This window comes from Nonomuraea sp. GTA35 (assembly GCF_041950525.1).
Lineage (GTDB): Bacteria > Actinomycetota > Actinomycetes > Streptosporangiales > Streptosporangiaceae > Nonomuraea.
Map to the genome: position 1 here is coordinate 68,018 of NZ_JBGNUV010000003.1, position 25,753 is coordinate 93,770.

The window sequence follows — 25,753 nt, forward strand, 5'->3', positions numbered from 1 at the left end:
GGCGCTCCCCGGGCTGAGGCCCGAGTGCCCCGGGCGAACGCCTGGGGCACTGCCCGTTCAAGCTCAGGCGGGGTGGCCGTCTTCCAGCAGGTCGAGCTCGCGGGTCAGCCAGCACACCGCCGTCAGCCGCAGCGACGGCGCGTCCGGCTCGCCGGTGAAGGCCCAGCCGCGGTGCCGCAGCTCGTCGAGGAAGCCCAGCAGGTAGTCGCCCAGCGTCTCCCGGTCGAGCGGGATGGCGTCACGCAGCACCGCCGCGTGCTGATCGACCGCGGCCACCAGCCCCGGATCGCCGTCCATCCTGGCGAGCTGGGCGTCGCCCAGGGCGTGCATGAGCCAGCGCAGGGGCGAAACCGCCCAACCCTCCTCGAAGACCACGCGCCAAGGCTAAGGCATGTCCCGAGGTCAGCGGCCCGGCTCGAACGGCAGGCCCACGTAGTTCTCCGCCAGCGTCGTGGCCGCCGCCTCCGACGACGTCACGTAGTCAAGGTAGGACAGCTGCAGCTTCCGCGCGTACGGATCGTCCTCCTCGAACGTGTGCAGCAGCGTCGTCATCCACCACGAGAAGTGCTGGGCCCGCCACACCCGCTTCAGGCACGCGTCCGAGTACCCGTCGAGCAGCTCGGTGGAGCCGCTCCCGAAGTACGCCGCCAGCGCCTCGGTCAGCACCCGCACGTCGGCCACGGCCAGGTTGAGCCCCTTGGCCCCGGTGGGCGGGACGATGTGGGCGGCGTCCCCCGCCAGGTAGAGCCGCCCGTACTGCATGGGCTCGGTCACGAACCCGCGCATCGGCGTGATGCCCCGCTCCATGATCTCGCCGGTGGCCAGCGTGAAGCCGGGCACGGTCTCCAGCCGGGTCCGCAGTTCCGCCCAGATCCGCTCGTCCGGCCAGTCGTCGAGCCGGGCGTCGGCGGGGACCTGCAGGTAGAAACGGCTGACGGCGGGCGAGCGCATGCTGTGCAGAGCGAAGCCGCGCTCGGTCCTGGCGTAGATCAGCTCCTCCGACGACGGCGCCACGCGCGCCAGGATGCCGAGCCAGGCGAAGGGATAGTCGCGCTCGAAGACGCTCAGGACACCCTCCGGGACGGCCGGCCGGGACACCCCGTGGAAGCCGTCGCAGCCCGCGATGACGTCGCAGTCGAGCCGCTCGCCGCCGAACGTGAGGTACGGCTGCGACTCCAGCGAGTGCAGCTCCACGTCCTCGACCTCGAACCTGACGTCCCCGCCCGCCGCCAGCCTGGCCGCGATCAGGTCCTTGACCACTTCCTGCTGCCCGTACACGGTGATGGACCGGCCCGGCACGAGCTTGTCGAACGCGATGCGGTGCCCCGCGCCGCCGTACCTGAGCTCGATGCCGTGATGCGGCAGCCCCTCGCGCAGCATCCGCTCGCCGACGCCGGCCTCCACCAGCGTGTCCACCGTGCCCTGCTCCAGCACCCCGGCGCGCACGCGGCGCTCGACGTAGTCGCGGCTGCGCTTCTCCAGCACCACGGAGGAGATGCCGCGCAGGTGGAGCAGGTGTGACAGAAGCAGACCAGCGGGGCCCGCCCCGATGATCCCGACCTGAGTTCGCATGAAGGAAGCATCCAGCCTCGAGCGGGTTCGCGCCGAGAGGACTCTTCCACTCAGTGGAAAATTCATGCAGGATTGCGGCATGTCAGGCGGAGCCCGGGAGGCGGGGCGCTCGGTGACGTCCAAGGTGCTGGCCATCCTGGGGGCGTTCGACGCGGCGCGCCCGCAGCTCACGCTGACCGAGCTGGCCGCGCGCAGCGGGGTGCCGCTGAGCACGGCGCACCGGCTGGTCGGCGAGCTGGAGGAGTGGCAGGCGCTCAGCCGTTCGCCCGACGGGCGACTGCGGGTCGGGCCGCGGCTGTGGGAGCTGGGCCAGCTCGCGCCGAACCGGCTGCAGGAGCTGGCACATCCGTGGTTGCAGGACCTGTTCGGCTCCACGGGCGAGAACGTGCACCTCGCGATCAGGGACGGCCTGGAGGTGCTGTACGTGGACAAGGTGTACGGCAGGCGGGCCGTGCCCATCGTGTCCAGGACCGGCGGCCGGCTGCCGATGCATCCCACGGGGGTCGGCAAGGCGCTGCTGGCGTACGAGCCGGACTGGTTCGTCAGGTCCTACCTGGCACGCAAGCTCGAACGCCCCACCCCGCACACGATCACCGAGCCGGGGCGGCTGGCCAGGGAGCTGACGGCGGTGCGGGCGCAGGGGTACGCGCTCACCTATGAGGAGATGACGCCCGGCTCGTGCTCCGCGGCGGCCCCGGTCCTGGTGGACGGCCGGCCGGTGGCGGCGCTGGGCATCGTGCTTTCCTCGCGCCGCGCCCGCGAGCTGCCCCGGCTGGTGGAGCCGCTCCGCGCCGCCGCCGCCGGCATCGCCACCGCGTACGGCGGTTAGTCGCTCCCACCGCGTACGGCGGTTAGTCGCTCAGCTTCTGGATGCGGTCCTTGAAGAGCGTGGTCGCGATGGCGGCCTTGTGCGGCTGCCCCTTGAGGAAGGCCTGCGCGAAGCTCTTGGCCTGGTCGTAGGAGACCTTGCCGGGCATGGGCGGCTCGTTCGGGTTGACGTCCACGTCCACGAGCGCGGGACCGTCGTGGTGGAGCGCCTGCCCGATCGCGTGCGCCACGTCCTCCGACTTGGTCACCTTGGCCCCGAACCCGCCGCACGAGCGCGCCCAGGCGGAGAAGTCGGCCTCGGGCTGGGCGTAGCGCACGCCGTGCTCCGGGTAGCCGAGCACCATCTGCTCCCACAGGATCTGCCCGAGCGAGTTGTTGTTGTTGATGACGACCTTGACCGGCAGCCTGTGCTGCACCGCGGTAAGGAACTCGGCCATCAGCATCGAGAAGCCGCCGTCCCCGACGTAGGCGATGACCTGGCGGCCGGGGAAGGCGTGCTGCATGGCGATCGCGTACGGCAGGCCGGGGGCCATCGTGGCCAGCGTGCCCGACAGGTAGAACTCGCGCCCGCCGCGGATCGTCCAGTGGCGGGCCGCCCAGGTGGCGATGGTGCCGCTGTCGCAGGTCATGATGGCGTCGTCGGTGGCGAGCTCGTCGAGGATGGACATCACGTACTGCGGGGCGATGGGGTCGCGGTCGGGGTTCTCCAGGGACTCCATGTCGGCGCGCCACTTGGCCATCATCTTCTGATATTTCGCCAGATGGCCGTTGTCGTCCCGGCGGCCCAGCAGCGGCAGCAGCGCCCGCAGGCCCTCCTTGGCGTCGCACACCACCGGCACGTCCGTCGCGATCCGCGCCCCCGCCCTCGTCGGGTCCGCCTCGAACTGCACCACCCGCGTGTCGCGCACCTCCGGCAGGAACTTGGAGTAGGGGAAGTTCGTGCCCACCATGAACAGCACGTCCGCCTCGTCCATCAGCTCCTCGCTCGGCCGGGTGCCGAGCAGGCCGAGCCCGCCCGTCGTGTACGGCGAGTCGTCGGGGACGACCGCCTTGCCCGGCAGCGTCTTGACCACGGGTGCCCCGAGCGCCTCGGCCACGGCCAGCACCTCTTCCCTGGCGTGCAGCGCGCCCTGCCCGACGAGCATGGCGGGCCGCTCGGCCCGGTTGAGCACCTCGGCCGCCCACTCCACGTCCTCCTGCCTGGGCAGGCCGGGCGGCTGCAGGTAGACGGGCGCCGTCTGGGGCGCCCGCACCGGGGCGACGCTCTTGTACGGGTCCGCCCCCGCCTCGGCCACCTGGATGTCGTTGGGCAGGGTGAGGTGGGAGACCCCGCGCCGCGCGTAGGACGTACGGATGGCCAGGTCCACCAGCGAGGGGAGCTGGGCCGGGTTGGTCACCATCATGTTGTACTCGGCCACGTCGGCGAAGAGCTTGTCCAGGTGCACCTCCTGCTGGTAGCCGGTGCCCAGCACGGACGTCTCCTGCATGCCCGTGATGGCCAGCACGGGCACGTGATCGAGCTTGGCGTCGTAGAGGCCGTTCAGCAGGTGGATGCCGCCGGGGCCGGAGGTGGCCAGGCACACGCCGATGCGCCCGGTGGCCTTGGCGTAGCCGGTGGCCATGAACGCGGCGGCCTCCTCATGGTGGACGAGGACGAAGCGCACCCGGTCGCGATGGCGCCGCAGCCCTTCCATGATGCCGTTGATGCCGTCGCCCGGCAGGCCGAAGACGGTGTCGACGCCCCATGCCGCGAGCCGTTCGATCAGGGATTCGGATGCGATTCGAGCCATGTGTGCGGCCCTACCCCGCTCTGCCGCCCGCAGACGCGGAACAGGGATTCATTGGCATTTCTCGAATGTGGCGGGTAGGGGACCCCACATGCGCATTCTGGTCACGGGAGCCACCGGCACGTTGGGCGGGGCACTGGTGCCCGCGCTCCTCAAGGCGGGTCACGAGGTGCGGGGGCTGAGCCGTACCAAGCGGGACGGCCGCGGCAACGTCGAGTGGATGTGGGGCGACCTCTTCTCCGGCAACGGCGTCAGGGAGGCCGTGGACGGCGTGGACGCGATCGCCCACCTGGCCACCAGCGGCCGCAAGGGACGCGGCGCGGTGGACGTGCCCGGCACCAGGACGCTGATGATCCTCGCGCACGCGGCCGGGGTGCCGCACGTGCTGTTCACCTCGATGGTCGGCGCCGACCGCGCCGCCTACGGCCACCTGCGGCACAAGCTGGAGGCCGAACGGCTGGTGCAGGAGAGCGGGCTGGGCTGGACGATCCTCCGCGCCACCCCGTTCCACCAGTGGCTGCACCGGCGGCTGCGCGACTACGCCTCGCTGCCCGTGCTGCCCGTGGACCGGTCGTTGCCCTGGCAGCCGGTGCACACGGGCGAGGTGGCCACGCGCGCCGCCGCCCTGCTCAGCGCGGGCCCCGCGCACCGGGAGATCGAGTACGGCGGGCCTCAGGTGCTGGACACCGAGGAGCTGGTCAGGACCTGGCTGAGCGCCTCAGGGCTGCGCCGGCCCTGCCTGCCCGTCCGCTATCCGGGCCGCCTGTACGCGGCGCAGCGCGCGGGCGACCTCACCACCGACGCGGCGCCCAAGGGCGAGATCACCTGGCACGACTACCTCATGCCGCCGCCCCCGTTCCTGTCGGACGACTTCGCCTCCGAGCACACCGCCTCCCCCACCAGCCCGGCCACGCAGCCGGAGCAGGACCCTGACCTGCACGTATACGGGGGCGACGAGGGGTACGAACGCCCGACACGAAGCTAGCCGGACGTCCAGTTTTATTACACTTCGCCGCCTTGTTGCTTTCTGTCTGTTATTAGAAGATGTGTCCGGTGATGAGAGGCATCCCGCTGACCGAGGACTTCGCCAACGGCGGGGTCTCCTTCTGGTACCGGCAGATCGGCCTGCCCATGCGGCGGCCGGCCCTGCCGGGGCCGCGCGAGTACGACGTCGCCATCGTCGGCGGCGGCTACACCGGCCTGTGGACCGCGTACTACCTGAAGCAGGCCGACCCCGGCCTGCGGATCGCGATCCTGGAGAAGGAGTTCGCCGGGTTCGGCGCGTCGGGGCGCAACGGCGGGTGGCTCTCGGCCGAGTTCGCCGGGTCGCGCAAGCGGCACGCCAAGGCGCGCGGGCGGCAGGCCATGATCGATCTGCAGCGGGCCATGTTCCGGTCCGTGGACGAGGTCATCGAGGTGACCCGCGCCGAGGGCATCGACGCCGACGTGCACAAGGGCGGGCTGATCCACGTCGCCACCAACCCGGCCCAGCGCCGCCGCCTGCGCGCCGGTGTCGCCGACCTGCGGGCCTGGGGCTACGGCGAGGACGACGTGCGGCTGCTCGGCCGCGACGAGCAGCGCGAGCGCGTGCAGGTGGCGGGGGCGCTGGAGGCGTCGTACTCGCCCCACTGCGCCCGCATCCAGCCCGCCAAGCTGGCCGTCGGGCTGGCCGCCGCGGTGGAGCGGCTGGGCGTGCACATCTTCGAGGACACGACGGTGACCGAGATCCGGCCCAGGCGGCAGGGAACTGCGGCGTCGGCGGTCACCACGCGGGGCCTCGTCTCGGCCGAGTACGTCATCCGCGCCACCGAAGGCTTCACCGCCAGCCTGGCCGGGCAGCACCGGCAGTGGCTGCCGATGAACAGCTCCATGATCATCACTGAGCCGCTGCCCGCCGACGTGTGGAAGCACCTCGGCTGGCAGGGCAACGAGCTGCTGGAGGACGAGGCCCACGCCTACGTCTACGCCCAGCGCACGGCCGACGACCGGATCGCGATCGGCGGGCGCGGCGTGCCCTACCGCTTCGGCTCCCGTACCGACCGGCGCGGCGCCACCCAGGCGCGGACCGTCGCCCTGCTGTGGCACATGCTCGTCAAGCTCTTCCCCGCCGCCGCCGACGTCCGCGTCCAGCACGCGTGGTGCGGGGTGCTGGGGGTGCCGCGCGACTGGTGCTCGACCGTGCACCTGGACCACGCCAGCGGCCTCGGCTGGGCCGGCGGCTACGTCGGCAGCGGCGTCACCACCACGAACCTGGCCGGCCGCACGCTGCGCGACCTGGTGCTGCGCCGCGAGAGCGAGCTGACGGGGCTGCCGTGGGTGGGGCGGCAGGTGCGGCAGTGGGAGCCGGAGCCGCTGCGGTGGGCGGGGGTGCAGCTCATCTACGCGCTGTTCCGCGCCGCCGACCGCCACGAGAACGAACGCGTCGCCACGACGTCGGCGTACGCGCGCCTGGCGAACCTGATCTCAGGCCGCTGAGCCCGCGCCGCCGATGCCGGAAGCCTGATCTCGCGCTGCCGATGCCACGAAGGCTGAGGCTGCGCCCGGGCCGCCGGCCTCAGGATTCTGGGGCGCCGCGCCCCCACGGGTCGTAGTCGACCTCCAGCGGCTCCTGCGGCGGCCGCTCGCCCTCCGGCACGTGCTGCAGGTTGACGCGGATGCGGTACCACACGCTGCTGCGCCCCCGCATGCCGTCCACCAGCACGTCGGCGGCCTCCAGCCGGGCGGCGACCTCGGGATGGCGGGCCTTCCACCGCTCGAACCCCGCCATCGCCTGGTCCTTGTGCTCCGCCTTGGCGATCTCGATCACCGGCATCGTCTGCTGCCTGCGCCCGCTGCCCTTCGGCGGCTTGGGCGCCGGGCCGAGCTCCTCGGCCAGCTCCAGCAGCCCGTCGAGCGAGCCGGGGTGCAGGTCCATGTCCTCCCACGGGTCGCCGCGCTCGGCCAGCCGCTCGGGCACGGTGTCGATGGTGAACGCCTCGGGCCGGCAGCCCGGCACCTCGTCCCAGGTCAGCGGGGTGGACACGCGGGCGTCCTGCACGGCGCGCACGGAGTAGGCGGAGGCCACGGTGCGGTCGTAGGCGTTCTGGTTGAAGTCCACGAAGACGCCGTGCCGTTCCTCCTTCCACCACCGGCTGGTCGCCAGATCGGGGGCGCGCCGCTCCACCTCGCGCGCCACCGTCTCGGCCGCCTTGCGCACCTTCACGAACGGCCAGCGCCGCTCGATCCGGGCGTAGACGTGGAACCCGCGCGAGCCGGACGTCTTGGGCCAGGCCACGAGCCCGTAGTCGGCCAGCACCTCCCTGGCCACCTGCGCCGTGCGCAGCACGTCGGCCCACTCGACGCCCGGCACAGGGTCGAGGTCGATGCGCAGCTCGTCGGGCCTGGACAGGTCGTCGGAGCGCACCGGGTGCGGGTTGAGGTCGACGCAGCCGAGGTTGACCACCCAGAGGAGCTGCGCCAGGTCGGTGCAGACCACCTCTTCCGCGCTCAGCCCCGAACGGTACTTCAGCTCGGCCACCTCGATCCAGTCGGGCCGCTTGGCCGGGGCCCGCTTCTGGAAGAACGCCTCCTGCTCGATGCCGTGCACGAACCGCTTGAGCACCATCGGCCGCCCGTGCACGCCGCGCAGCGCCGCCTCCCCCACGGCCTGGTAGAACCGGACCAGGTCGAGCTTGGTGCGGCCGGACTGCGGGAAGACGACCTTGTCGGGGCTGGTGATGCGGACCTCGCGCCCGGCGACCTCGATGTCAGGCATGAAGGTCACGATACGCGGGCCGACCGACAACCCCCGGGGAGCGCCGATCACGGATCCTGGAAGGTGCCGTGGCGGCCGGCCCCCGCGGCGAAGCGGGCCGCGCCGTCCGACGCGTCGGGCAGCGACACCAGGCCGTGGCGCAGCTCGTTGCGCATCGCCACGCCCTCCTCCAGGCCGTCCTGCTCCAGCACCGACATCCGGTCGCCGCGCAGGCACTCCTGCGGGAACCGCGCCAGCTCCCCGGCCAGCGCCTCCGCGTGCTGCCTGGCGGTGCCGCCGGGCACGAGCCGGTTGGCCAGCCCCCACGCGTACGCCTCGGGCGCCTCGACGGGCCGGCCCGTGAGGATCATGTCCAGGGCCCGCGACGTGCCGATGAGCCGCGGCAGCCGTACGGTGCCCCCGTCGATGAGCGGCACGCCCCACCTCCGGCAGAACACCCCGAACACCGCGTCCTGCTCGGCCACCCGCAGGTCGCACCAGAGCGCCAGCTCCAGCCCACCGGCCACGGCGTGCCCGGAGACGGCGGCGATGACCGGCTTGCTCAGGCGCAGCCGGGTCGGCCCCATCGGCCCGTCGCCCTCCTCGCCGACGTGGTTGTCGAGCGACTTGAGGTCGGCGCCGGCGCAGAACGTGCCGCCCTCCCCCCACAACACCGCCACGGCGGCGTCGGAGCACTCGAAGTCACGGAACGCCTCGGTCAGCGCGTCGGCGGTCTTGCGGTCGACGGCGTTGCGCGCCTCGGGCCGGCTGATCACCACGGTGGTGACCGGGCCCTGGCGCTCCATGCGTACGGTCATGCGACCCTCCTCGGGGGAACGTGCGGTGGCTCTCCTCGGGGAACGTGCCGAGCGTACGTCGATGCGGTGGTACGGGCCAGGGACCGGCGGCGCGGATCGCGGGGAGACGTTCGCTTGAAAGACGACCGTTCCGGGCTCGTTTCCATCCGCTGCCCCGGTTCTGTCGTCCTCGGTTGCTATAGATGAGCGCCATCGTCCGGCACGACAACGGGACAGGATGGCCGATGGACGCTTGGGGTGACCTCACCGAGGAAGACGAGCGGGAGTTCGCGCGGCTCGACGCCGCCTTCGAGGCCGGTGAGCCGCTGGCCGGCGAGCGCGATGCGACGTTCGGGACGTGGGCGCACGTCAGGTTCTGCGCCGCTCCTGGCGACGAGCGGCGTCGCGCGCTGCTCGGGCAGGTGACCGAGCGCGTGACGGAGTGGGACAAGAACACGGTCTCCGGGCTGTGGCGGGTGTCGGGCCGGGCCCCGCACCCGGCCTCCGCGGACGATCCGGACTTCTACCGGGTGCCGGTGGCCGCCGCCGCCTCGATCCCCTACTCCGAGCGGCGGTTCGCGCTGCGCTGGTGGGACCTCAGGAACATACGCTGGTACGACGACCGCTTGTGGCAACTCATCGGCGATCAGTTGACGGAGCTGCTCAGCGAGCCGGAGACCGACGACCCGGCCGAAGCGGTCCGCAACCTGCTCTGGGACGAGGACGCGTTCGTGACGCGGCTGGCCGGTGAGTTCGCTGCCCGGCTCGGGTCCCCTGAGGTGCGGCCACTGCTGCGGCACTGGTGCACCGCTACCGCCTCCAAGCCCAGCCCACGGTGGACTCAGCAGGCCAAGGAACTGCTGAACGCGTCGGCCATGAACGTCATCCCCGAGGTGCTACGCGCGCTGGCGGTCCATCGCGAGGCGGTGGTCCGGCATCTGTACGCCGACAGGGTGCACGCCGAGACCGTTTTCCTGCGCCAGTGCACCGCCACGGCGCTGCGTGGCCTGGTGTGGACCTGCGAGCTGATCGACGAGCCGTGGGTGGTTCCGCTGCTCGGCGACGTGGCCGTGACGGCGGGCACGGGCATCGGCGGCTCGGGCGCGAACGCGCGCAGCGAGCTGCTGGCCAACGCCGCGATCGGGGTGCTGGCCAGGCGCGGCGGCCTCGACGTGGTCGCGCAGCTCGCCCGCGTGCAGGCGAAGGTCCGCAAGAAGACGATCCTCGCCGCGGTGGACCGCACGCTGAACGAGGTGGCCGAGGGGGCTGGGCTCTCCCCCGAGCAACTGCTGGACCGCACCGCGCCCACGTTCGGGCTCGACACCGACGGCACCCGTACCGAGCAGGGGCTGTGCCTGTCGCTGGACGGCAAGATCACCTACAACGGGCGCGAGACCATCCCCAAGGCGGTGGATCGGGAGCTGCTCGCCGGGTTCAGGGCCACCGCCAAGGAGCTGAGGAAGGCGGTGCCCGCCGAGCGGTTCCGGATCGAGCGGGCGCTGGCCACGGAGCGGATCTGGCGGTGGCGGGACGTGTGCGCCCACTTCCTCGACCACCCGGTCGTCGGCGCGTTCGCCCGCACCCTGATCTGGGAGATCCTGCAGGGCCCCGCCGGGCTGCCGGTGCGGGTGGACGGGGCCTGGGAGCTGACCGACCCGGCGGGCCGCCGCATCCAGCCCTTCCCCGACACGCCCGTCCTGCTCTGGCACCCCATCGCGCACAGCGCGCAGGAGGTCCGGGGGTGGCGTGACCACCTCATCGCGAACGAGCTGCGCCAGCCGTTCAAGCAGGCCTTCCGCGAGGTCTACCTGCTCACCCCGGCCGAGGAGGAGACCCGCCACCACTCGCGCCGCTTCGCCCGGCACCTGCTGCGCTACGGCCAGGCCAAGGCGCTGCTGACCGAGCGCGGCTGGAGCGGCATGTCGCTGGGCCACTGGGGCCTGCTGTACGGCTCCGGCGAGGCCGAGGCCACCAAGGAGCTGCCCGGTGGCCTGACCGCGCACTGGGACTTCCACCTCGACGAGGGCTCCTTCGACCGCGACGGCGGCGGCACCGTCTCCATCTGCGTCAGCGGCGACCTGCGCTTCACCGCCGAGGGGCGCGGCGTGCCGCTGGCCGAGGTGCCGCCGCTGACGCTGTCGGAGGTGCTGCGTGACGCCGACCTGGCCGTCGGCGTCACGTCCACCGGGCTGGATCCGGAGGGGCACGGCGAGTACTGGGAGTCGTACGGGTTCGGCGAGCTCAGCGAGTCCGCCGAGATGCGCCGCGACGCGCTGGCCCGGCTGCTGCCCCGCCTGGCCGTCGCCGGCCGGTGCACGCTGTCCGGCCGGTTCCTGCACGTCAAGGGCGACCTGCGGACGTACAAGATCCATCTGGGCTCCGGCAACATCCTCATGGAGCCCAACGACGCCTACCTGTGCATCGTCCCGGGCGGTGGCGGCGACCAGGTGTTCCTGCCGTTCGAGGAGGACGGCGGCATGTTGTCGGTCATCCTGTCCAAGGCGTTCCTGCTGGCGGCCGACACCGCGATCACCGACCCGTCGATCACCCGGCAGCTTCGCTGACGCTGAAGGCGCCCGCGAGCAGTTCGTCGAAGGGGTCGTCGGCGGGGCGGTCGAGGCCGCGCAGCGGGCCCGGGTCCACCAGGTGCGCCTCGGCGTACAGGCGGGCCACGAGCGCCTTGCGGCCGTCGTCGAGCCCCCACGTGGCCTGGTCCTCCAGCAGCGCGGCGGCGTAGACGTCGGCCATGAACTGCGCCAGCGGGTAGAGCCGCGCCTCGGCCGCCGGGTGCTCCAGCGCGGACCACGCCTCGATGGCCTTGGTGAGGTCGTCGATGCGGGTCCGTACCAGGTCGGAGGTGGCCAGGGCGCGCAGGTGGTCGAGGAAGGGCAGGTGGGCGCGTTCCTTGAGCATGGCGCGGCGCACGTCGAGGCAGAGGATGTTGTCGCCGCCCTCCCAGATCGGGTTGACCTGCGCGTCGCGCAGCAGCCGGGCCACCGGCCACTGCTCGATGTAGCCGTTGCCGCCGTGCACCTCGATGGCGTCGGTGGCGGCGGTCACGCCGAGGCGGGCGGCGCGCAGCTTGATCAGGGCGGGTGCCAGGCGCAGCCGGGGCCCGACGTGCCCGTCGAACACCATCGCCTGCGCGGCCTCGACCTCGACGATCAGCTCGCTCAGCTTGCGCCGCACGAGCGGCTGCTCGGCGAGCGGCCGGCCGAACGCCTCGCGGGCGCGGGCGTAGCAGAGCGCCTCGACCAGCGCGCGCCTGGCGACGCCGACGCCCATCATGGCCACGCCGAGCCGGGAGGCGTTGGTGAGCTTCATCATCGTGCCGAGCCCCGAGCCGGAGCCCTCGCCGGCCAGCAGGAACGCCTCCGCGCCTGCGAGCTCCACCTCGGCCGAGGCGACGGACCTGGTGCCGAGCTTGTCCTTGAGCCTGCGGATGCGCACCCCGTTGCGGCTGCCGTCGCGCCGCTCCCACAGCACCAGGAACGGCGCCACGGCCCCATCGGGCAGCCTGGCCAGCACGACGAACGCCGAGCCGTTGGCGTTGGAGGCGAACCACTTGAACCCGGTCAGCAGCCACGCGTCACCGGCGGGCACCGCCTCGGTCTCCAGCGCCGCCAGGTCGGAGCCGCCGGTCCGCTCGGTGAACAGTTGTGCGGCCTCGCCGGAGTAGAAGCCGTTGGCGAAGATCTCCCGCACCCGATCGCGTACGTCCGGCGGCGCGTGCTTCTCGGCCAGCGAGACCACCATGTCCCCGCCTGTGCCAAGCGCGCAGCCCATCCCGATGTCGGCCTGGTCGAGCAGGTACGTCCACGCGGCGCCCAGCGCGGCCGGATCGGCTCCGTTCGCGCGGGCCTGCCCGGCGAAGGACGGGGAGGTGAAGTTGTCGGCCATCAGCGCCTGCCGGGCGGTGTGGAACGACGGCGGCATGACGACCTGGCTGACGTCCCTGCCCCACTTGTCGTACTTCTCCAGCCGTGGCGGGTTGCGGTCGGTCTCCTCGGCGCATTCGGCGACGAGGCCGCCCATGAGCTCGCCCAGCCGGTCGAGGCGCGGCTCCGCCCAGGCGTAGCCGTCACCCAGGTGCCGCCGCATGAGCAGGCGGAGCGTGGGGTCGCAGCGCCACCAGTTGCGCCCGGCGCCGCCCTGGTAGGACTCGGTGGCGTAGCGGTCGCTGCGGTCGAACGGTTCGATGAGATACCGGCCCATACCCGCGAGTGTTACATATACTCGACACGCGATGGAAGAGCGTAATAGTTTGAGCGCCCGTTCAGCGGTGCTGAGCGCGCTGCTCGGCAGCCACCCGCCCCGGCTGCCCGCCCGCCACCTGGTGCGCATCGGCGCGCTGTTCGGCATCGCGGAGGGCACGGTCAGGGTGGCGCTGTCGCGCATGGTCGCGGCCGGCGACCTGCTGCAGGCCGACGGGCAGTACACGCTGTCGCAGCGGCTCGTCGAGCGCCAGGCCCGGCAGGACGAGAGCCGCGACCCGCACACGCGGCCGTGGGACGGCACGTGGGAGGTGGCCGTGGTGACCGCCGAGCGGCGCGCGCCCGCCGACCGGGCCGCGTTCCGGCACACGATGACCGCGCTGCGCCTGGCCGAGCTGCGCGAGGGCACCTGGCTGCGCCCGGCGAACCTGGTGCGCGCCACCTGGCCGGAGATCGTCACCGCGCAGTGCACGCTGATCGACGGCCGCCCGCGCCGCGACCCCACCCCCCTGCTGTGGGACCTGGACGGCTGGGCGGCCGAGGCGCGGCGCCTGGAGCGGGCGCTCGACCGCGCGCAGGGGCTGGCCGAGGGCTTCCTCGTCTCGGCCGCCGTGCTGCGTCACCTGCTGGCCGACCCGCTGCTGCCCGCCGAGCTGCTACCGGACGGCTGGCCGGGCGCCGGGCTACGGGCCCGCTACGACGCCTTCGACCGCCGTTACCGCGAGGTCCTCCAGGAGCACCTCAGAGGCTGACGCCGAAGACCGTCCGCTTGCCCCTGAACTCGCTGACGCTCCAGAGCTTGCCGTCCTGCACCGTCAGGTCCTCGGGCCCGATCGGGAACGGCCTGGTCTCCAGCTCCTCGCCCTCGTACACCAGCAGCTTGCCGTTGGCGGCGGAGCCGGCCGACTGGCTCAGGTACCACTTGGCGCGGTACGTCATCGCGCCCTGGATCTTGGGATGGCCCATGACGAACGCGTCCACCGGCTCCCCGCCCTCCAGGTCGAGGTTCCAGCGCCCCACCCAGCCGTCGGGGGTCTTGTCCTGGTACTGCCCGGTGATGAGCCTGGGCGTGTCGCCGCTGCGGTCGATCGACACGAACGAGAACCGCGGCCCCGGCCGCGCCACCTTCCAGAAGTCGGTCTGCGGGATGACGTAGCGGTAGCCGAAGGCGTGCAGCTTGCCGCCGTGGCGGCCGACGCGCTTGCCGTCGCCCAGGTCGTTCTGGGCGGTGCGCAGGTCGAGCAGGTTGCCGAGGTCGAAGACGCGCAGGCCGCGCGTGGTGTCGGCGACGTAGAGCAGGTCGCCGTAGCAGGCGATGCCGCCGGCGTGGATGCCGATCGGCCCGTACGAGCCGTCCGGCTTGGCCTGCACCAGCAGCGCGTGCTGGTACTTCAGCGACTTGGGGCTCAGGAACGACACCCTGATGCCCCGCTCCCCCGCCTCCGGCTTGAAGTACCAGCTCACCATGAACGCGGGGATCCCGATGGTGCCGGAATCCTCGCTGCCGGTCAGGCCTTGCGGGTACCAGTCGGCGGTGTCCTGGTCCTTGGCGTCGAAGGCGTACCACTCGGCCGGTCTGGGCCGCATCGAGCCCATGGCGGCCGCGGCCCCCTTGCGCTCGCCGGCCCTGTTGGCCTGCGCCAGCACCGCCTCGACGGACGTGCCGCCGATCTCGCCGGCCAGCTTGGCCGCCCCCTCCGCCAGGTCCCCCGTCTCCCGAATGAGGGCAAATGCCGCCTTGTCGGTGGGAACCATCCCCGTACCCGCCATATCTGCCTCACCTTTTCCGTCTCTTGACCAGTTTGACGGAACGGGGATGGGCAAGGTTGGCGATCACTTCCACAAATGCACAGGAGTCCCCGAGAGCGCCAGCTCGCGGTAGCGCCGGACGAGCTCACGCCGGTCGCCGCCGAAGCGCTCCAGCGCCTCGCGCTGCCACGCCGAGCCGGTGCGGCGCAGCCGGGTGCGCTGCGCGATCACGTCCAGCGCCCGGTCCGCGTCGTTCGGCGCCACCCCGGCGCCGAGCAGCCCCTTCCTGGCTTCGGGCAGCAGGTGCAGCACCAGCTCCGCCGCGTCGTGCTCGCCCTCCATGCCGGGCCAGGAGAGCTTGGCGTCCAGCCCGTGCATGGCCGCGCGGTAGAAGTTCTGGTACGCCGTGGCGAACCGGTAGCCGGTCAGGTCCCGCTCGGCCTGCGACAGCGTCAGCCCGAGCAGGAAGGCCGTGTTCGCCGCCATGTCCGCGCAGGAGGGCCCGGCGGGCAGCGCCCGCATCTCGATGCGCAGGTGGCCGCCGTCGGCGGGGTCGTAGACGGGGCGGTTCCACTGCCAGATCGTGCCCTGGTGCAGCCGCAGCTCCGGCACCTCGTACCGGTCGGCCCCCTCGGTGAGGTCGGGCACGATCGGGTCGTAGTCCTGCACGTACCGCTCGAACAGCTCGTGCGCGCCCTCGCGCACCCAGTCCGAGCCGAACGTCACCCGCCCGTCCCTGCGCTCGCGCCGCTGCACGTCCCGGTCGTCGGCGGCCTCCTCCATCAGCGCGATGCGGGTCTCCTCCCACAGCTCGCGCCCCAGGAAGAACGGCGAGTTCCCGCACGCCGCCAGCACCGGCCCGATGGCGAGCTGGGCGGCGTTGAACAGCCGGGCGAAGTGCTCGGGCGGCGTGCGGACGTGCACCTGCCAGGAGGTGTTGGCGCTCTCCAGGATCACGTCCTCGACCGAGAGCTCCAAGTCGTCGATCTTGACGAGGAACGGCTCCAGCCGCAGCCTCCTGATGCCCCTGCTCATGGCCCGGTATCGGTTCTGGTCGCTCATCGCGCCCAGCGTGAAGTCCTCGGTGTCGAGCGTCGGCAGGATGCCGATGGGCAGCGCGCCCCCGCCCGCCACGGCCCCGTCCACCTTCGTGATCGTCTCCTGCACCTCGGCGCTCAGCCGCTCGAAGGGCCTGCCCGCCAGGGGCAGCGGGGTCAGGTTCACCTCGATGTTGTAGCGGCCCAGCTCCAGCACCACCCGGTCGTCGCCCAGGGCCTGCCGTACCTGGTCGTTGCGGGGCAGCGGACGCCCCTCGTCGTCGATCAGGAACAGCTCCAGCTCGGCCCCGATCGTGATCGGGCCCTGACCGAAGCCGGGGGTGTCGAGCAGCTCGCGCAACACGCCTAGCTGCTCCCGGATGCGTTCCCCGAAGCGGGTGTACTCCGCCTCGGTAAATCGCTCCTTATCCAGATCTCTTCCCATCACCCCAATCTGTCCCAAATGTCAGCCTTGACACCTTCACCAGCGGACGGTGCCCGCATCCTCCAGATAGGCGCCGGTGGGACCGTCCTCGTCCAGGGTCGCGAGCCGCACCGCGATGGCCGCGCCCTGCTCGGCCGTGCGGAACCCCTGGTGATCGTTGAGGTCGGTGGCGCAGTAGCCGGGGTTGGCCGCGTTCACCTTGATGGGGGTGTCCTTCAGCTCCTTGGCGTAGCAGACGGTGACCATGTTGAGCGCGGACTTGGAGGAGTTGTAGCTCAGGGCGTTGAACTCGCCGAAGGGGCTGGCCGGGTCCATCGCCATGGCCAGCGAGCCGAGCTCGCTCGACATGTTCACGATCCGCCCCGCCCGCGACCTGCGCAGCAGCGGCAGCATCGCGTTCGTGACCGTGACGACGCCGAACACGTTCGTCTCGTAGACCTGCCTGAGGTGCGCGGCCGTGGCGGCGCTGGGCAGGAACCCGGCCGGGTCGCCGGTGATGCCGGCGTTGTTGACCAGGACGTCCAGCCGGCCGTACTCGCTGTCGATCCACTTCGCGGCGGCGGCCACGCTCTCCCCGTCGGTGACGTCGAGCCGGACGTACGGCTGCCCCAGCCGTTCCGCGGCGAACCTGCCGCGCTCGTCGTCCCGCGCCCCCACGATCGTGGTGACGCCCTGCTCCGCCAGCAGGCGCGCGATCTCGTAGCCGATGCCCTTGTTGGCACCCGTGATGAGTGCGATCTTCGTCATGCCTCCCACGTTCGCCCAGGTCAGGGGCTCGCGGGAGAGACCTGGAGAGGCTGGGATCAGCGGTACCACCCACAGGGCCGCGTTTCGGCCGAGGATGGAGGCATGAACCGCGACGAACTCGCCGAATTCCTCCGTGTCAGGCGCGCCCATGTCACCCCCGCGGACGTGGGCCTGCCGGCCGGCGGCAGCCGCCGCACGCCCGGCCTGCGCCGCCAGGAGGTCGCGCAGCTCGCGGGCATGTCGATCGACTACTACATCCGGCTGGAGCAGGGAAGGGGCCCGCACCCGTCCAGGCAGGTGCTCAACGCGCTGTCCCGGGCCCTCATGCTGGGCCAGGACGAGCGCACCCACCTGTTCCACCTGGCGGACCAGCCGCTGGACCCGCCCAGGATCAGGGAGGACGTGCCGGGGAGCCTGCTGCACCTGATCGCTTTCCTGGAGGAGGTGCCGGCGTACGTCCTGGACGCCCGCTACGACATCCGCGCCTGGAACACCATGGCCGGCGTGCTCATGGGCGATCTCGACGCCACGCCGCCCGACCGGCGCAACGTCATCCGCTGGGTCTTCATGTCGCCCGACATCGCCGAGCACCTCACCGACGAGGAGAAGGGCCGCTTCGCCCGCGCCTCGGTCGCCGACCTGCGCATCGCCGCCGGCCGCTACCCCGAGGACCGGGCCATCCAGGCGCTGGTGGCCGAGATGCTGGCGCTCAGCCCGGAGTTCGCCGAGCTGTGGTCCAGGCACGAGGTCGCGGTACGCAGGGAGCAGCGCAAGCACGTCCACCACCCGGTCGTCGGCACGATCGAGACGATCTGCCAGGTCATGCCGGTGCCCGACCGCGACGATCTGCGCCTGGTGCTCTACACCACCGAACCCGGCTCGCCATCGCACCGGGCCTTGCGCGAGCTGCGGCAATTGACTCTAAGCTCATGAGATGCGAGCGGTTGCCTTTGACATCTTCGGTGGGGAGCTCGACGTGCGCGAGCTGCCCGACCCTTCCCCGGCCGCGCACGGAGCGGTGATCAGGGTCGAGGCGACCGGGCTGTGCCGGTCCGACTGGCACGGCTGGCAGGGTCACGACCCCGACATCAAGGTCCTGCCGCACGTGCCGGGGCACGAGCTGGCGGGCGTCGTCGAGGCGGTGGGCCCCGACGTGCGCGGCTGGCTGCCGGGGGCCAGGGTGACGGTGCCGTTCATCTGCGCGTGCGGCTCCTGCGCCTCCTGCAACACCGGCGAGCAGCAGGTCTGCGAGCGGCAGACGCAGCCGGGCTTCACCCACTGGGGCTCGTTCGCCGAGTACGTCGCCATCGACCACGCCGACGTCAACCTGGTCTCCGTGCCCGAGGACATGGCCTACGCCACCGCGGCCGGCCTCGGCTGCCGCTTCGCCACCGCGTTCCGTGCCGTGGCACAGGTCGGCCAGGTACGCCCGGGGGAATGGGTGGCCGTGCACGGCTGCGGCGGCGTGGGCCTGTCGGCCGTGATGATCGCGACGGCGGCCGGCGCCCGGGTCGTGGCGGTGGACATCAGCACCGACGCCCTGCACCTGGCGGAGCTGGCGGGGGCCACGCACTTCGTCAACGGCTCTGCCGGTGACGCGGCGGCCCAGGTCAGGGAGCTGACCAGGGGCGGCGCGCACCTGTCGATCGACGCGCTGGGCAGCCCCGCGACGTGCGCCGCCTCCGTCGAGAGCCTGCGCCGCCGGGGCAGGCACGTGCAGGTCGGGCTGCTGCCCGGCGGGGCGACGCCGGTGCCGATGGGCCGGGTGATCGGCCACGAGCTGCGGCTGCTGGGCAGCCACGGCATGGCCGCGCACGCCTACCCGCCCATGCTGGAGATGATCAGGGCCGGGATCCTGCACCCCGACCAGCTCGTCACCCGCACGATCGGGCTCGCCGACGCCGGCAAGGCGCTGGCCTCGATCGGCTCCGTGCCGGGCGTCACCATGATCACCCCCCGCTGATCGGTGCTCAGTCCTCCGGCCGCACCCTCAGCGTTCTGAGCACCAGGGCCAGCATGCCGTGGTGGGCCACGAGCATGATCAGCTCGATCCGGCCCGCCTCGTCGTAGCGGTCGCACAGCGCCGCCCACGTCGCGTCCGTCAGGTCGCCGGCGTAGTAGAGGTCGTCGGCCACCTGGAGCACGAGCTGGTCCTCGACCGACCACAGGGCGTCCGGCCTGCGCACCAGCTCGACCTCCTGCGGCGTGAGGCCCGCGTCCAGGGCGAGGCGGGCGTTCCTGGCCCACTCGTAGGCGCTGCCGCAGTGGTGGGCGGTGCGCAGGATGGCCAGCTCGCGGTCCCTGGCGGGCAGCGTGCCGTCCTGCAGCGTGCCGTGGAGGTGCCGCCACGCCTGGTACAGGCCCGGGTGGCGGGCCAGGGTGGCGAACACGTTGTACGGATGGGCCTTGGTGAAGTCGTCCCATTGTTCGGGCGGAAGGGGCCGCACGCGGGGTTTCATGTTCGTCAACATCTCCCAACCGGCCAGACGCTTGGTAAGCCTCCATCAGGGTACGAGCCGTCCGCGATAAAACGGCTTTACGGCTAAATAGAAGTGCTTTTCTTGATTGGGTCAATACGGCAGGATAAAGAGGCCCGCAGACGTTGCAAGCCTGGTCGACCGCAAGGACGCATGGTGATTCGAACGTTGCTCGCTGAGGACATGAACCTGGTACGAGGGGCGCTCGTGGCGCTGCTGGCCTATGAAGAGGACATCGAGGTCGTGGCCGAGGTCGATCGGGGTGATCGCATCCTGGCCGCGGCCCGGGCCTCCCGGCCCGACGTCGCGGTACTCGACATCGCGTTACCCGGCATGGACGGGCTCGACGCGGCGCGTGAGCTGCACGAGAAGTTACCCGAGTGCGGGGTGCTCATCCTGACCGGGGTCGGCACCCCCGGGCTGCTCAAGAAGGCGCTCGACGCGCACGTACGCGGGTTCATGGCCAAGGACGCGCCCTCCGGGCGGCTGGCGGACGGCATCCGCAGGGTGGCCGACGGCGAGCGGGTCATCGACTCCGAGCTGGCGATCGCGGCCATGCGGCCGGCCGATGCGCCGCTGACGCCACGCGAGCTGGACGTGATCGGGGCGGCGGCGGACGGGGCGTCGGTCGGGGAGATCGCGGCCTCGCTGTATCTGGCCGAGGGGACGGTCCGGAATTACCTGTCCAGGACCACGGCCAAGCTGGGAGCGCGCAGCAGGATCGACGCCATCCGCATCGCCAGGGAATCGGGTTGGATCTGAAATGTTTAAATTCCTGAATTCAGTCCGGTATGTGCCGCCAGAAAGGCCAGCACGTCGGCGGCCAGCGCGACGGAGCGGCTGACCGCCCGGGCCCCGTGACCCACGTCCGGCTCGTGGCGCAGCAGGACCGGCCGGTCCCCGCCGGTCGCCCACTGCAGCGCCGCGCACATCTTGCGGGCGTGCATGGGGTCCACCCGCGTGTCGGCCGCCGCCGCCGTGAACAGCGTCGCCGGGTAGCCGGCGGCCTTGCTCACGTGGTGGTAGGGCGAGTAGCCGAGCAGCCAGGCGAGCTGCTCGGGGTCGTCCGGGTCGCCGTACTCGCCGGTCCACGAGGGGCCGAGGCCGCTGAGGTGGTAGCGGGCCATGTCGAGCAGCCCGGCCGAGCACACGACGGCGGCGAACAGGTCGGGCCGCTGGGTGAGCGCGGCCCCGACGAGCAGGCCGCCGTTCGACTCGCCCCAGATGCCGAGCTGCTCGGGTGTCGTCCAGCCGTCGGCGATCAGCTTCTCGGCGGCGGCCACGAAGTCGTCGAACACGTTCTGCTTGCGCTCCAGCATGCCGTCGCGGTGCCACGCCTCGCCCTCCTCGCCGCCGCCGCGCAGGTTGGCGATGGCCAGCACGCCGCCCGCCTCGACCCAGGCCAGGGAGTCGGCGGCGTAGCCGGGCATGAGGGGGATGCCGAAGCCGCCGTACCCGCTGAGGATCGCCGGGCGCGGGCCGCCCTGGGAGGGGCGCGCGACGACGACCATGCGGATCAGGGTGCCGTCGGCGGAGGCGTACTCGATGTGGGAGCTGCGCACCTCCGGCAGCGTGACGCGGCCGGGCGCGGCGGACCAGCGCGTGGTGGCGTCCGTGCGGGCGTCGTAGCGCCAGATCTCGGCGGGGGTGACGGCGTCGGTGTAGGCGAACCACGCCTCGGGGCCGCCTCCCGGGCGGGAGGTGAGCGAGGCGATCGAGCCGTTGCCGGGCAGCGGCACGGTGCCCAGCCGCTCCCCCGTGCGGGCGTGGTGCACGGCGATCTCGCCGACCGCGTGCCGCGTCCTGGACACGAGCAGCCGGTCGCCGTCGAGCAGCGTGAACGCCCCCAGCACGGCCTCCGTGTCCTCCGGGATCAGCTCCCGCCAGGCCGTGGGATTCCCCGGGTCGGCCACGCAGAGCCTGCGGCGGGGCGCGTCCCTGTCGGTGAGCAGGTACAGGCGGCCGTCGCAGGCCACCGCGCCGGCCGTGCGGGCGTGCGAGCCCTCCTGCACGGGACGGGGCGCCGGGTCCTGGCCGGCCAGGTCGGCCAGCCAGAGCGAGTTGCCCGACGCGGTGCCCGCCGAGATCGTCAGCCAGCGGCCGTCGGGGCTGATCTGCACGCCGTACGAGATCGCGCCCCTGGTGAACACGGGCACGTCGGGCTCGGCCGAGCCGATCGTGTGCAGGAACACGCCCTGCCGGAAGCGGACGTAGTAGAACGACTCGCCGCCCGGCAGCCAGGCGACCGCCGAGTAGCGGCAGCCGCCGATGGGCCCGTCGACGACCGCTCCGGTGGCGAGGTCCCGCACGTACAGGCAGGCCTTCTCGTCGCCGCTGCGCGAGGTCTGGTACGCCAGGCGGCGCCCCTCCAGGTCGGGCTGCCAGTCGTCCAGCGTCGTCAGGCCGCTGGGGTCCAGCTCCATGGGGTCCAGCACCACGCGGTCGTCGCAGCAGAGCACCGGGTGCTCCTGCGACGGGGACTGGCGCAGGTGGAAGCGCTTGTCACCGCGCCACACGGGCGGGGTCACCAGGCCCGTCTCCCTGAGCTCGGTCAGCCGCGCCAGGAACCGCTCCCGCTGGGGCAGCGCGGCGGCGCTGTCGCGCCACAGCCGGTCCTGGGCCGCCAGCCACGCCTGCGTGCGCGGGTCGGCGGGGTCCTCCAGCCAGCGGTACGGGTCGTCGATCTCGTGGCCGTGGCGGCGTTCGGTGAGGGGGAGGCGTTCGGCGGGCGGATAGCTGTCTTGAAATTTCATGACACGGGCTCCGGGTGCCAGTGGCCGGCCAGGTCGGCGTACAAGGGGGAGGTCCGGATCAGCTCCTCGTGGGTGCCGAGCGTGATCCGGGCGCCGTCCATGAGCAGGATGCGGCGGGCGCGCAGGGCGGAGGTCAGGCGGTGGGCGATCACGATGAGCGTGCCGCCTCTCCGGGCGAACGCGGCCTCGGCCCTGGCCTCGGTGGCGGGGTCGAGGTGGCAGGTGGCCTCGTCGAGGATGACGATGCGGGCGGGGGCCAGGTAGGCGCGGGCCAGGGCGATGAGCTGGCGCTGCCCTGCCGAGAGCGCGCCGGGCTCGACCTGCGCGTCGTACCCGCCCAGCTCGTCCACCAGGCCGCCCGCGCCGACGGCCTCGACGGCCTCGACGACCTCCGCCGGCCCGGTGCCGGTTTCCGCGTGGTAGAGCAGGTTCTCCCGGAGCGTGCCCCTGAAGACGTACGCCTCCTGGGGGATCAGCACGCGGGCGGCGGGGTCGAGCTGGTCGGCGGGCACGCCGCCGACCAGCACCTCGCCCTCACCGGGTCGCAGCACGCCGCTGAGCAGGGACGCGAGCGTGGACTTGCCCGCCCCGCTGGGCCCCACGATCGCCAGGTGGTCGCCCTCGGGGACCGTCAGGTCCAGGCCGTCCAGAACGGGCGCGGAGTGCGGGCCGTAGGCGAAGGTGACGGCGTCGAGCCGGATCTCGCTCGCGAACGGGCGGATCGTGGAGGGGGCGGGGGCGGCGGGCGGCGCCATGGCGAGGATGCGGCCGAGCGAGACGGCGAGCCGGACGCCGCTGACGCCGAGCCCGTGCACGAGCCCGCCGAGCGCGGGCGCCAGCGACTGGGCGACGTACGCGAGGGTGCCCACGATCACCCCGGCCCCCACGCCCCGGTCCAGCAGCCACGGGGTTCCCGCCAGGACGAGGACGACGGGCAGCCAGCCGCCGACGGCCAGGGCCGCGGTGCGGGCGGCGCTCACCCGGGCGAGCGTGCGCGCGGCGGCGGCCTGCGCGCCGACCCGGCGTTCGAGCCGGCCCGTCACGCTCTCCCGCAGGCCGCACGCCTCGATGTCGCGCAGCCCGCCCGCCATGTCGGTCATGGCCTCGGCCAGCCGCTCGTCGGCCAGCAGGTACGCGCGCTGCCGCCGGGCCAGCGCGGGCAGCGAGGCCAGGAAGAGCCCGAGCCCGGCCAGGAAGGGCGGCATGACGAGCACGAGCGTCTCGGGAGCCAGCGTCAGCAGCCCCAGCACGACGCTGACCACCGTGAACACGAACCCGCGCACGGTCGTGACCACGGCCGCGAAGGCGTCCCTGGCCAGCTCGACCTGGAGCCCGGCCCTGGCCACGGCCCCGCTGTCGCGCCCCGAGCCCGTCCTGAGCGCGCCCTCCACCACCCGCGTCAGGAGGTCGTCCCTGAACGGCTCCGCCACCGCGGCGACGGCCAGCACGACCTGCCGCGCGGCCACGGCCCCCGCCAGCCACGTGAGTCCGAGCGCGGCCAGCCAGCCGAGCCCGATCATCGGCTCGGCCGCACCGAACCCGTCCTCGATGGAGCGGGCGACGGCATGCCCGATGAGGAACGCGGGCGCCGCCTCGACCACCGACCAGAGCCCGAGCTTGACGAGCTGCCGCGGCTCCCGCCGCAGGGCGCGGACGAGCGGGTTCATGGCGCGGCTCCCTGGGCTCCCCTGGCTTCCTGGACTTCCTCGGCTTCCTGTGTTCCCGCGGCTCCCTCGGCTCCCTGGAAGACCGCCCGGTAGGCCGGGTCCTGCCACAGCACGTGGTGCGGCCCGCACGCGCGGACCGTGCCGCCGTCGAGCCAGACGACCTGGTCGGCGCGGGCGGCGGTGGCCAGCCGGTGGGCGGCGATGAGGCGGGTGCGGCCGAGCCGGTCGGTGGTGAGGGCCTGGCCGACCTGGCGCTCGGTCACGGTGTCGAGGCTGGAGGTGGCGTCGTCGAGCACGAGCAGCCGCTCCCCCCGGGCGAACGCCCTGGCCAGGCCGATGCGCTGCCGCTCGCCGCCGGACATGGGCGCGTCGCCGAGCGGGGTGGCGAAGCCGAGCGGGAGCCGCCGGACGAACGCGTCCGCGCACGCGGCCTCGGCGGCCTCCGCCACCCGACGCGCCGCCGGCAGCCGACCGTCGAGGACGGCGGCCTCCGTGACCCGCTGCGCCGCCGGCAGCCGGCCGTCGAGGACGGCGGCCTCCGCGGACAGGCCCGGGCCGGCGGCCGCCCCCTTCCTGACGGGCGCCGGCTCGGGGGCGGTGGGGCTGGTGGGGCTGGTGGCGCTGAGGGGGCTGACCGGGCTGATGGCGTCGCCGATGGTCTCGCCGACCAGGACCGGGCGTTCGAAGGCGTAGCCGATCGCCCGCCTCAGCTCCTCCTCCGCCAGCTCCGCCAGGGGCACGCCGTCGAGCAGGACGGTGCCGCGCTCGGGGTCGGCCAGCCGTCCCGCCAGCGCGGCCAGCAGCGACTTGCCCGACCCCGACCGCCCGACGACGGCGGTGACGGATCCGCCGGGGAGCGTGAGGTCGCCGATGGCCAGGCCGCCGGCGGCCACGTCGCGGAACTCGACCGTGCCGGGGCCGGGCGGGAGCGCGCGGGTGCCGTACCGGACGGGTGGCAGGTCGAGGACCTCGGCCACCCGTCCGGCGGCGGCGCGCGCCCTGGCCAGGCCGCTGATGTGGCCGAGCGCCGTGCTGAGCGAGGCCCCGAGCACGGCGTAGCGCGCGGCGGCGTACAGCTCTCCGATGGTGAGGTCGCCCGCGGCGAGCATGAAACCGCCCACGGCGAGGACGGCGACCTCCAGCAGCGGCACGACCAGCCCGGACCGGACGGCGGCCGAGGCGTTGGCCCGCCACAGCGCCATGCCGTGCGTGCGCAGCCCGGGCAGCGGCGCGAGCACGCGGCGCGACTCGCGGCCCGCCGTGCCCGCGGCGGCGATCGTGCGGGCGCCGCCCAGCGCCTCCACGAGGCGGGCGGCGATCTCGCCCTGGGCCTCCTGGTACCCGCCCGCGAGCGTGGTCGTCGTGCGCAGGAAGGCACGCAGGACGAAGAGGATGACGACGATGCCCGCCCCGAGCGTCAGCGTCAGGACGGGAGCGATGAGGGTGAGCGCGACCAGCGCGCCGGCCGTGGGGACGAGCAGCGCGAGGGCGCTGGTCACCGTCTCGGGCGCCCTGCCGACCTCCTCGGCGTTCAGGCCGGCCCGGGTGACGAGCTCGCCTTCCGGGAAGCGGCGGGTGGCCGCCGAGCCGGTGCCGAGCACGTGCCGCAGCACGCCGGAGCGCAGTGTCGCGGCGGCGTGGGCGCCGCTGGCGCCGCGCGCCCAGACGCCGAGGCTCTCGCAGAGCATGACGGCGGCGACCGCGCCGGCGCAGAGCGCCAGCCAGGGGGTGCCGCCGGGCTGGCGGGTCACGAGGGCGTCCACGGTGCGGCCGATCAGGTACGGGATGGCCAGCTCGCCGGCCGCTCCCACGACTGCCGTGCCGGCCAGCACGACGGGCCATGGGCCGCCGCGCCGTACCGCGCTGACGACCAGCCGGTCTCCTGCCCGCAACGCGACCCCTCCTCTCGTGCATGTCCCCGCGCCGTGATGGACGGCGCGGGGACCT

At 72.9% G+C, this 25,753-nt stretch carries 21 protein-coding genes; 8 read left to right on the forward strand and 13 right to left on the reverse strand.

Translation table 11 applies throughout. The annotated features are described in order from the left end of the window. Positions 1-63: 63 nt before the first annotated feature. Positions 64-375, reverse strand: coding sequence for a DUF6401 family natural product biosynthesis protein (locus ACBJ32_RS13575; protein ID WP_357869552.1), 312 nt, complete (start codon positions 373-375; stop codon positions 64-66). 27 nt (positions 376-402) lie between these two features. Continuing rightward, positions 403-1,572 carry a 4-hydroxybenzoate 3-monooxygenase gene (locus ACBJ32_RS13580; protein WP_375127003.1) on the reverse strand — a complete coding sequence of 390 codons (1,170 nt, stop codon included), beginning with the start codon at positions 1,570-1,572 and terminating at the stop codon, positions 403-405. A gap of 79 nt (positions 1,573-1,651) precedes the next feature. Here ACBJ32_RS13580 and ACBJ32_RS13585 point away from each other — a divergent pair, with 79 nt between their 5' ends. Beyond that, positions 1,652-2,401 carry an IclR family transcriptional regulator gene (locus ACBJ32_RS13585; RefSeq protein WP_375127004.1) on the forward strand — a complete coding sequence of 250 codons (750 nt, stop codon included), beginning with the start codon at positions 1,652-1,654 and terminating at the stop codon, positions 2,399-2,401. A gap of 22 nt (positions 2,402-2,423) precedes the next feature. Here ACBJ32_RS13585 and ACBJ32_RS13590 read toward each other — a convergent pair whose 3' ends face one another. Further along, positions 2,424-4,190, reverse strand: coding sequence for a thiamine pyrophosphate-dependent enzyme (locus ACBJ32_RS13590; protein WP_357869543.1), 1,767 nt, complete (start codon positions 4,188-4,190; stop codon positions 2,424-2,426). Positions 4,191-4,278: 88 nt separating this feature from the next. Here ACBJ32_RS13590 and ACBJ32_RS13595 point away from each other — a divergent pair, with 88 nt between their 5' ends. Together ACBJ32_RS13595 and ACBJ32_RS13600 are read left to right on the forward strand one after the other, a co-directional pair. Further along, entirely contained in the window at positions 4,279-5,172 is an 894-nt protein-coding gene (locus ACBJ32_RS13595; protein WP_375127005.1) for an SDR family oxidoreductase, read from the forward strand. A gap of 71 nt (positions 5,173-5,243) precedes the next feature. Continuing rightward, a complete protein-coding gene (locus tag ACBJ32_RS13600; protein WP_375127750.1) occupies positions 5,244-6,662 on the forward strand; it encodes an NAD(P)/FAD-dependent oxidoreductase in 1,419 nt (472 codons plus the stop codon). 79 nt (positions 6,663-6,741) lie between these two features. Here the strand turns inward: ACBJ32_RS13600 and ligD are convergent, their stop codons facing one another. Both ligD and ACBJ32_RS13610 read right to left on the reverse strand, forming a co-directional pair. Further along, complete coding sequence (gene ligD / locus ACBJ32_RS13605) at positions 6,742-7,941, reverse strand: non-homologous end-joining DNA ligase (protein WP_375127006.1); 1,200 nt, start codon at positions 7,939-7,941, stop codon at positions 6,742-6,744. Positions 7,942-7,988: 47 nt separating this feature from the next. Beyond that, a complete protein-coding gene (locus ACBJ32_RS13610) occupies positions 7,989-8,738 on the reverse strand; it encodes a crotonase/enoyl-CoA hydratase family protein (RefSeq protein WP_375127007.1) in 750 nt (249 codons plus the stop codon). A gap of 224 nt (positions 8,739-8,962) precedes the next feature. Here ACBJ32_RS13610 and ACBJ32_RS13615 point away from each other — a divergent pair, with 224 nt between their 5' ends. After that, positions 8,963-11,281, forward strand: coding sequence for a DUF4132 domain-containing protein (locus tag ACBJ32_RS13615; RefSeq protein WP_375127008.1), 2,319 nt, complete (start codon positions 8,963-8,965; stop codon positions 11,279-11,281). On the opposite strand, the gene ACBJ32_RS13620 is transcribed toward ACBJ32_RS13615, so the two are convergent. After that, the gene (locus ACBJ32_RS13620) at positions 11,262-12,932 is read right to left on the reverse strand and encodes an acyl-CoA dehydrogenase family protein (protein ID WP_375127009.1); all 1,671 of its coding nucleotides are present in this window, start codon (positions 12,930-12,932) and stop codon (positions 11,262-11,264) included. The genes ACBJ32_RS13615 and ACBJ32_RS13620 overlap by 20 nt on opposite strands. A 49-nt stretch (positions 12,933-12,981) precedes the next feature. Here ACBJ32_RS13620 and ACBJ32_RS13625 point away from each other — a divergent pair, with 49 nt between their 5' ends. Beyond that, the gene (locus ACBJ32_RS13625) at positions 12,982-13,683 is read left to right on the forward strand and encodes a PaaX family transcriptional regulator C-terminal domain-containing protein (protein WP_375127010.1); all 702 of its coding nucleotides are present in this window, start codon (positions 12,982-12,984) and stop codon (positions 13,681-13,683) included. Here the strand turns inward: ACBJ32_RS13625 and ACBJ32_RS13630 are convergent. The 3 genes from ACBJ32_RS13630 to ACBJ32_RS13640 form a co-directional block, all read right to left on the reverse strand. Beyond that, positions 13,673-14,701 carry a hypothetical protein gene (locus tag ACBJ32_RS13630; protein ID WP_375127011.1) on the reverse strand — a complete coding sequence of 343 codons (1,029 nt, stop codon included), beginning with the start codon at positions 14,699-14,701 and terminating at the stop codon, positions 13,673-13,675. The two genes, ACBJ32_RS13625 and ACBJ32_RS13630, sit on opposite strands and share 11 nt — an antisense overlap. 63 nt (positions 14,702-14,764) lie before the next feature. Further along, entirely contained in the window at positions 14,765-16,162 is a 1,398-nt protein-coding gene (locus tag ACBJ32_RS13635) for a glutamate--cysteine ligase (protein ID WP_357869514.1), read from the reverse strand. A gap of 36 nt (positions 16,163-16,198) precedes the next feature. Then, positions 16,199-16,909, reverse strand: coding sequence for an SDR family oxidoreductase (locus ACBJ32_RS13640; RefSeq protein WP_375127012.1), 711 nt, complete (start codon positions 16,907-16,909; stop codon positions 16,199-16,201). A gap of 102 nt (positions 16,910-17,011) precedes the next feature. Between ACBJ32_RS13640 and ACBJ32_RS13645 the strand changes: the two genes are divergently transcribed. Together ACBJ32_RS13645 and ACBJ32_RS13650 are read left to right on the forward strand one after the other, a co-directional pair. After that, positions 17,012-17,842 carry a helix-turn-helix transcriptional regulator gene (locus tag ACBJ32_RS13645; protein WP_375127013.1) on the forward strand — a complete coding sequence of 277 codons (831 nt, stop codon included), beginning with the start codon at positions 17,012-17,014 and terminating at the stop codon, positions 17,840-17,842. A 1-nt stretch (position 17,843) separates the two neighbouring features. Further along, positions 17,844-18,872, forward strand: coding sequence for a zinc-dependent alcohol dehydrogenase family protein (locus ACBJ32_RS13650; RefSeq protein WP_375127014.1), 1,029 nt, complete (start codon positions 17,844-17,846; stop codon positions 18,870-18,872). A 7-nt stretch (positions 18,873-18,879) separates the two neighbouring features. On the opposite strand, the gene ACBJ32_RS13655 is transcribed toward ACBJ32_RS13650, so the two are convergent. Continuing rightward, on the reverse strand, positions 18,880-19,368 hold the full coding sequence (locus tag ACBJ32_RS13655; RefSeq protein WP_357869504.1) for a carboxymuconolactone decarboxylase family protein: 489 nt from the start codon (positions 19,366-19,368) through the stop codon (positions 18,880-18,882). A 171-nt stretch (positions 19,369-19,539) separates the two neighbouring features. On the opposite strand from ACBJ32_RS13655, the gene ACBJ32_RS13660 reads away from it, so the two are divergent. Further along, positions 19,540-20,148 (forward strand): response regulator transcription factor, encoded by a 609-nt coding sequence (locus tag ACBJ32_RS13660; protein WP_357869501.1) that lies wholly within the window; start codon positions 19,540-19,542, stop codon positions 20,146-20,148. A 5-nt stretch (positions 20,149-20,153) separates the two neighbouring features. Here the strand turns inward: ACBJ32_RS13660 and ACBJ32_RS13665 are convergent, their stop codons facing one another. The 3 genes from ACBJ32_RS13665 to ACBJ32_RS13675 are packed head-to-tail and all read right to left on the reverse strand — an operon-like array spanning position 20,154 to position 25,698. After that, positions 20,154-22,139 carry a prolyl oligopeptidase family protein gene (locus ACBJ32_RS13665; RefSeq protein ID WP_375127015.1) on the reverse strand — a complete coding sequence of 662 codons (1,986 nt, stop codon included), beginning with the start codon at positions 22,137-22,139 and terminating at the stop codon, positions 20,154-20,156. After that, on the reverse strand, positions 22,136-23,806 hold the full coding sequence (locus ACBJ32_RS13670; protein WP_375127016.1) for an ATP-binding cassette domain-containing protein: 1,671 nt from the start codon (positions 23,804-23,806) through the stop codon (positions 22,136-22,138). The genes ACBJ32_RS13665 and ACBJ32_RS13670 overlap by 4 nt, the downstream gene beginning before the upstream one ends. Further along, on the reverse strand, positions 23,803-25,698 hold the full coding sequence (locus ACBJ32_RS13675; protein WP_375127017.1) for an ABC transporter ATP-binding protein: 1,896 nt from the start codon (positions 25,696-25,698) through the stop codon (positions 23,803-23,805). The genes ACBJ32_RS13670 and ACBJ32_RS13675 overlap by 4 nt, the downstream gene beginning before the upstream one ends. Between the last annotated feature and the right edge of the window lie 55 nt (positions 25,699-25,753).

What these genes read in the sequence shown, in the direction of transcription:
- ACBJ32_RS13580 (WP_375127003.1), bottom strand. Translation starts at nt 1,572, where the DNA reads ATGCGAACTCAGGTCGGGATCATCGGGGCGGGCCCCGCTGGTCTGCTT.
- ACBJ32_RS13585 (WP_375127004.1), top strand. Translation starts at nt 1,652, where the DNA reads ATGTCAGGCGGAGCCCGGGAGGCGGGGCGCTCGGTGACGTCCAAGGTG.
- ACBJ32_RS13590 (WP_357869543.1), bottom strand. Translation starts at nt 4,190, where the DNA reads ATGGCTCGAATCGCATCCGAATCCCTGATCGAACGGCTCGCGGCATGG.
- ACBJ32_RS13595 (WP_375127005.1), top strand. Translation starts at nt 4,279, where the DNA reads ATGCGCATTCTGGTCACGGGAGCCACCGGCACGTTGGGCGGGGCACTG.
- ACBJ32_RS13600 (WP_375127750.1), top strand. Translation starts at nt 5,244, where the DNA reads ATGAGAGGCATCCCGCTGACCGAGGACTTCGCCAACGGCGGGGTCTCC.
- ligD (WP_375127006.1), bottom strand. Translation starts at nt 7,941, where the DNA reads ATGCCTGACATCGAGGTCGCCGGGCGCGAGGTCCGCATCACCAGCCCC.
- ACBJ32_RS13610 (WP_375127007.1), bottom strand. Translation starts at nt 8,738, where the DNA reads ATGACCGTACGCATGGAGCGCCAGGGCCCGGTCACCACCGTGGTGATC.
- ACBJ32_RS13615 (WP_375127008.1), top strand. Translation starts at nt 8,963, where the DNA reads ATGGACGCTTGGGGTGACCTCACCGAGGAAGACGAGCGGGAGTTCGCG.
- ACBJ32_RS13620 (WP_375127009.1), bottom strand. Translation starts at nt 12,932, where the DNA reads ATGGGCCGGTATCTCATCGAACCGTTCGACCGCAGCGACCGCTACGCC.
- ACBJ32_RS13630 (WP_375127011.1), bottom strand. Translation starts at nt 14,701, where the DNA reads ATGGCGGGTACGGGGATGGTTCCCACCGACAAGGCGGCATTTGCCCTC.
- ACBJ32_RS13635 (WP_357869514.1), bottom strand. Translation starts at nt 16,162, where the DNA reads ATGGGAAGAGATCTGGATAAGGAGCGATTTACCGAGGCGGAGTACACC.
- ACBJ32_RS13640 (WP_375127012.1), bottom strand. Translation starts at nt 16,909, where the DNA reads ATGACGAAGATCGCACTCATCACGGGTGCCAACAAGGGCATCGGCTAC.
- ACBJ32_RS13645 (WP_375127013.1), top strand. Translation starts at nt 17,012, where the DNA reads ATGAACCGCGACGAACTCGCCGAATTCCTCCGTGTCAGGCGCGCCCAT.
- ACBJ32_RS13650 (WP_375127014.1), top strand. Translation starts at nt 17,844, where the DNA reads ATGCGAGCGGTTGCCTTTGACATCTTCGGTGGGGAGCTCGACGTGCGC.
- ACBJ32_RS13655 (WP_357869504.1), bottom strand. Translation starts at nt 19,368, where the DNA reads ATGAAACCCCGCGTGCGGCCCCTTCCGCCCGAACAATGGGACGACTTC.
- ACBJ32_RS13660 (WP_357869501.1), top strand. Translation starts at nt 19,540, where the DNA reads ATGGTGATTCGAACGTTGCTCGCTGAGGACATGAACCTGGTACGAGGG.
- ACBJ32_RS13665 (WP_375127015.1), bottom strand. Translation starts at nt 22,139, where the DNA reads ATGAAATTTCAAGACAGCTATCCGCCCGCCGAACGCCTCCCCCTCACC.
- ACBJ32_RS13670 (WP_375127016.1), bottom strand. Translation starts at nt 23,806, where the DNA reads ATGAACCCGCTCGTCCGCGCCCTGCGGCGGGAGCCGCGGCAGCTCGTC.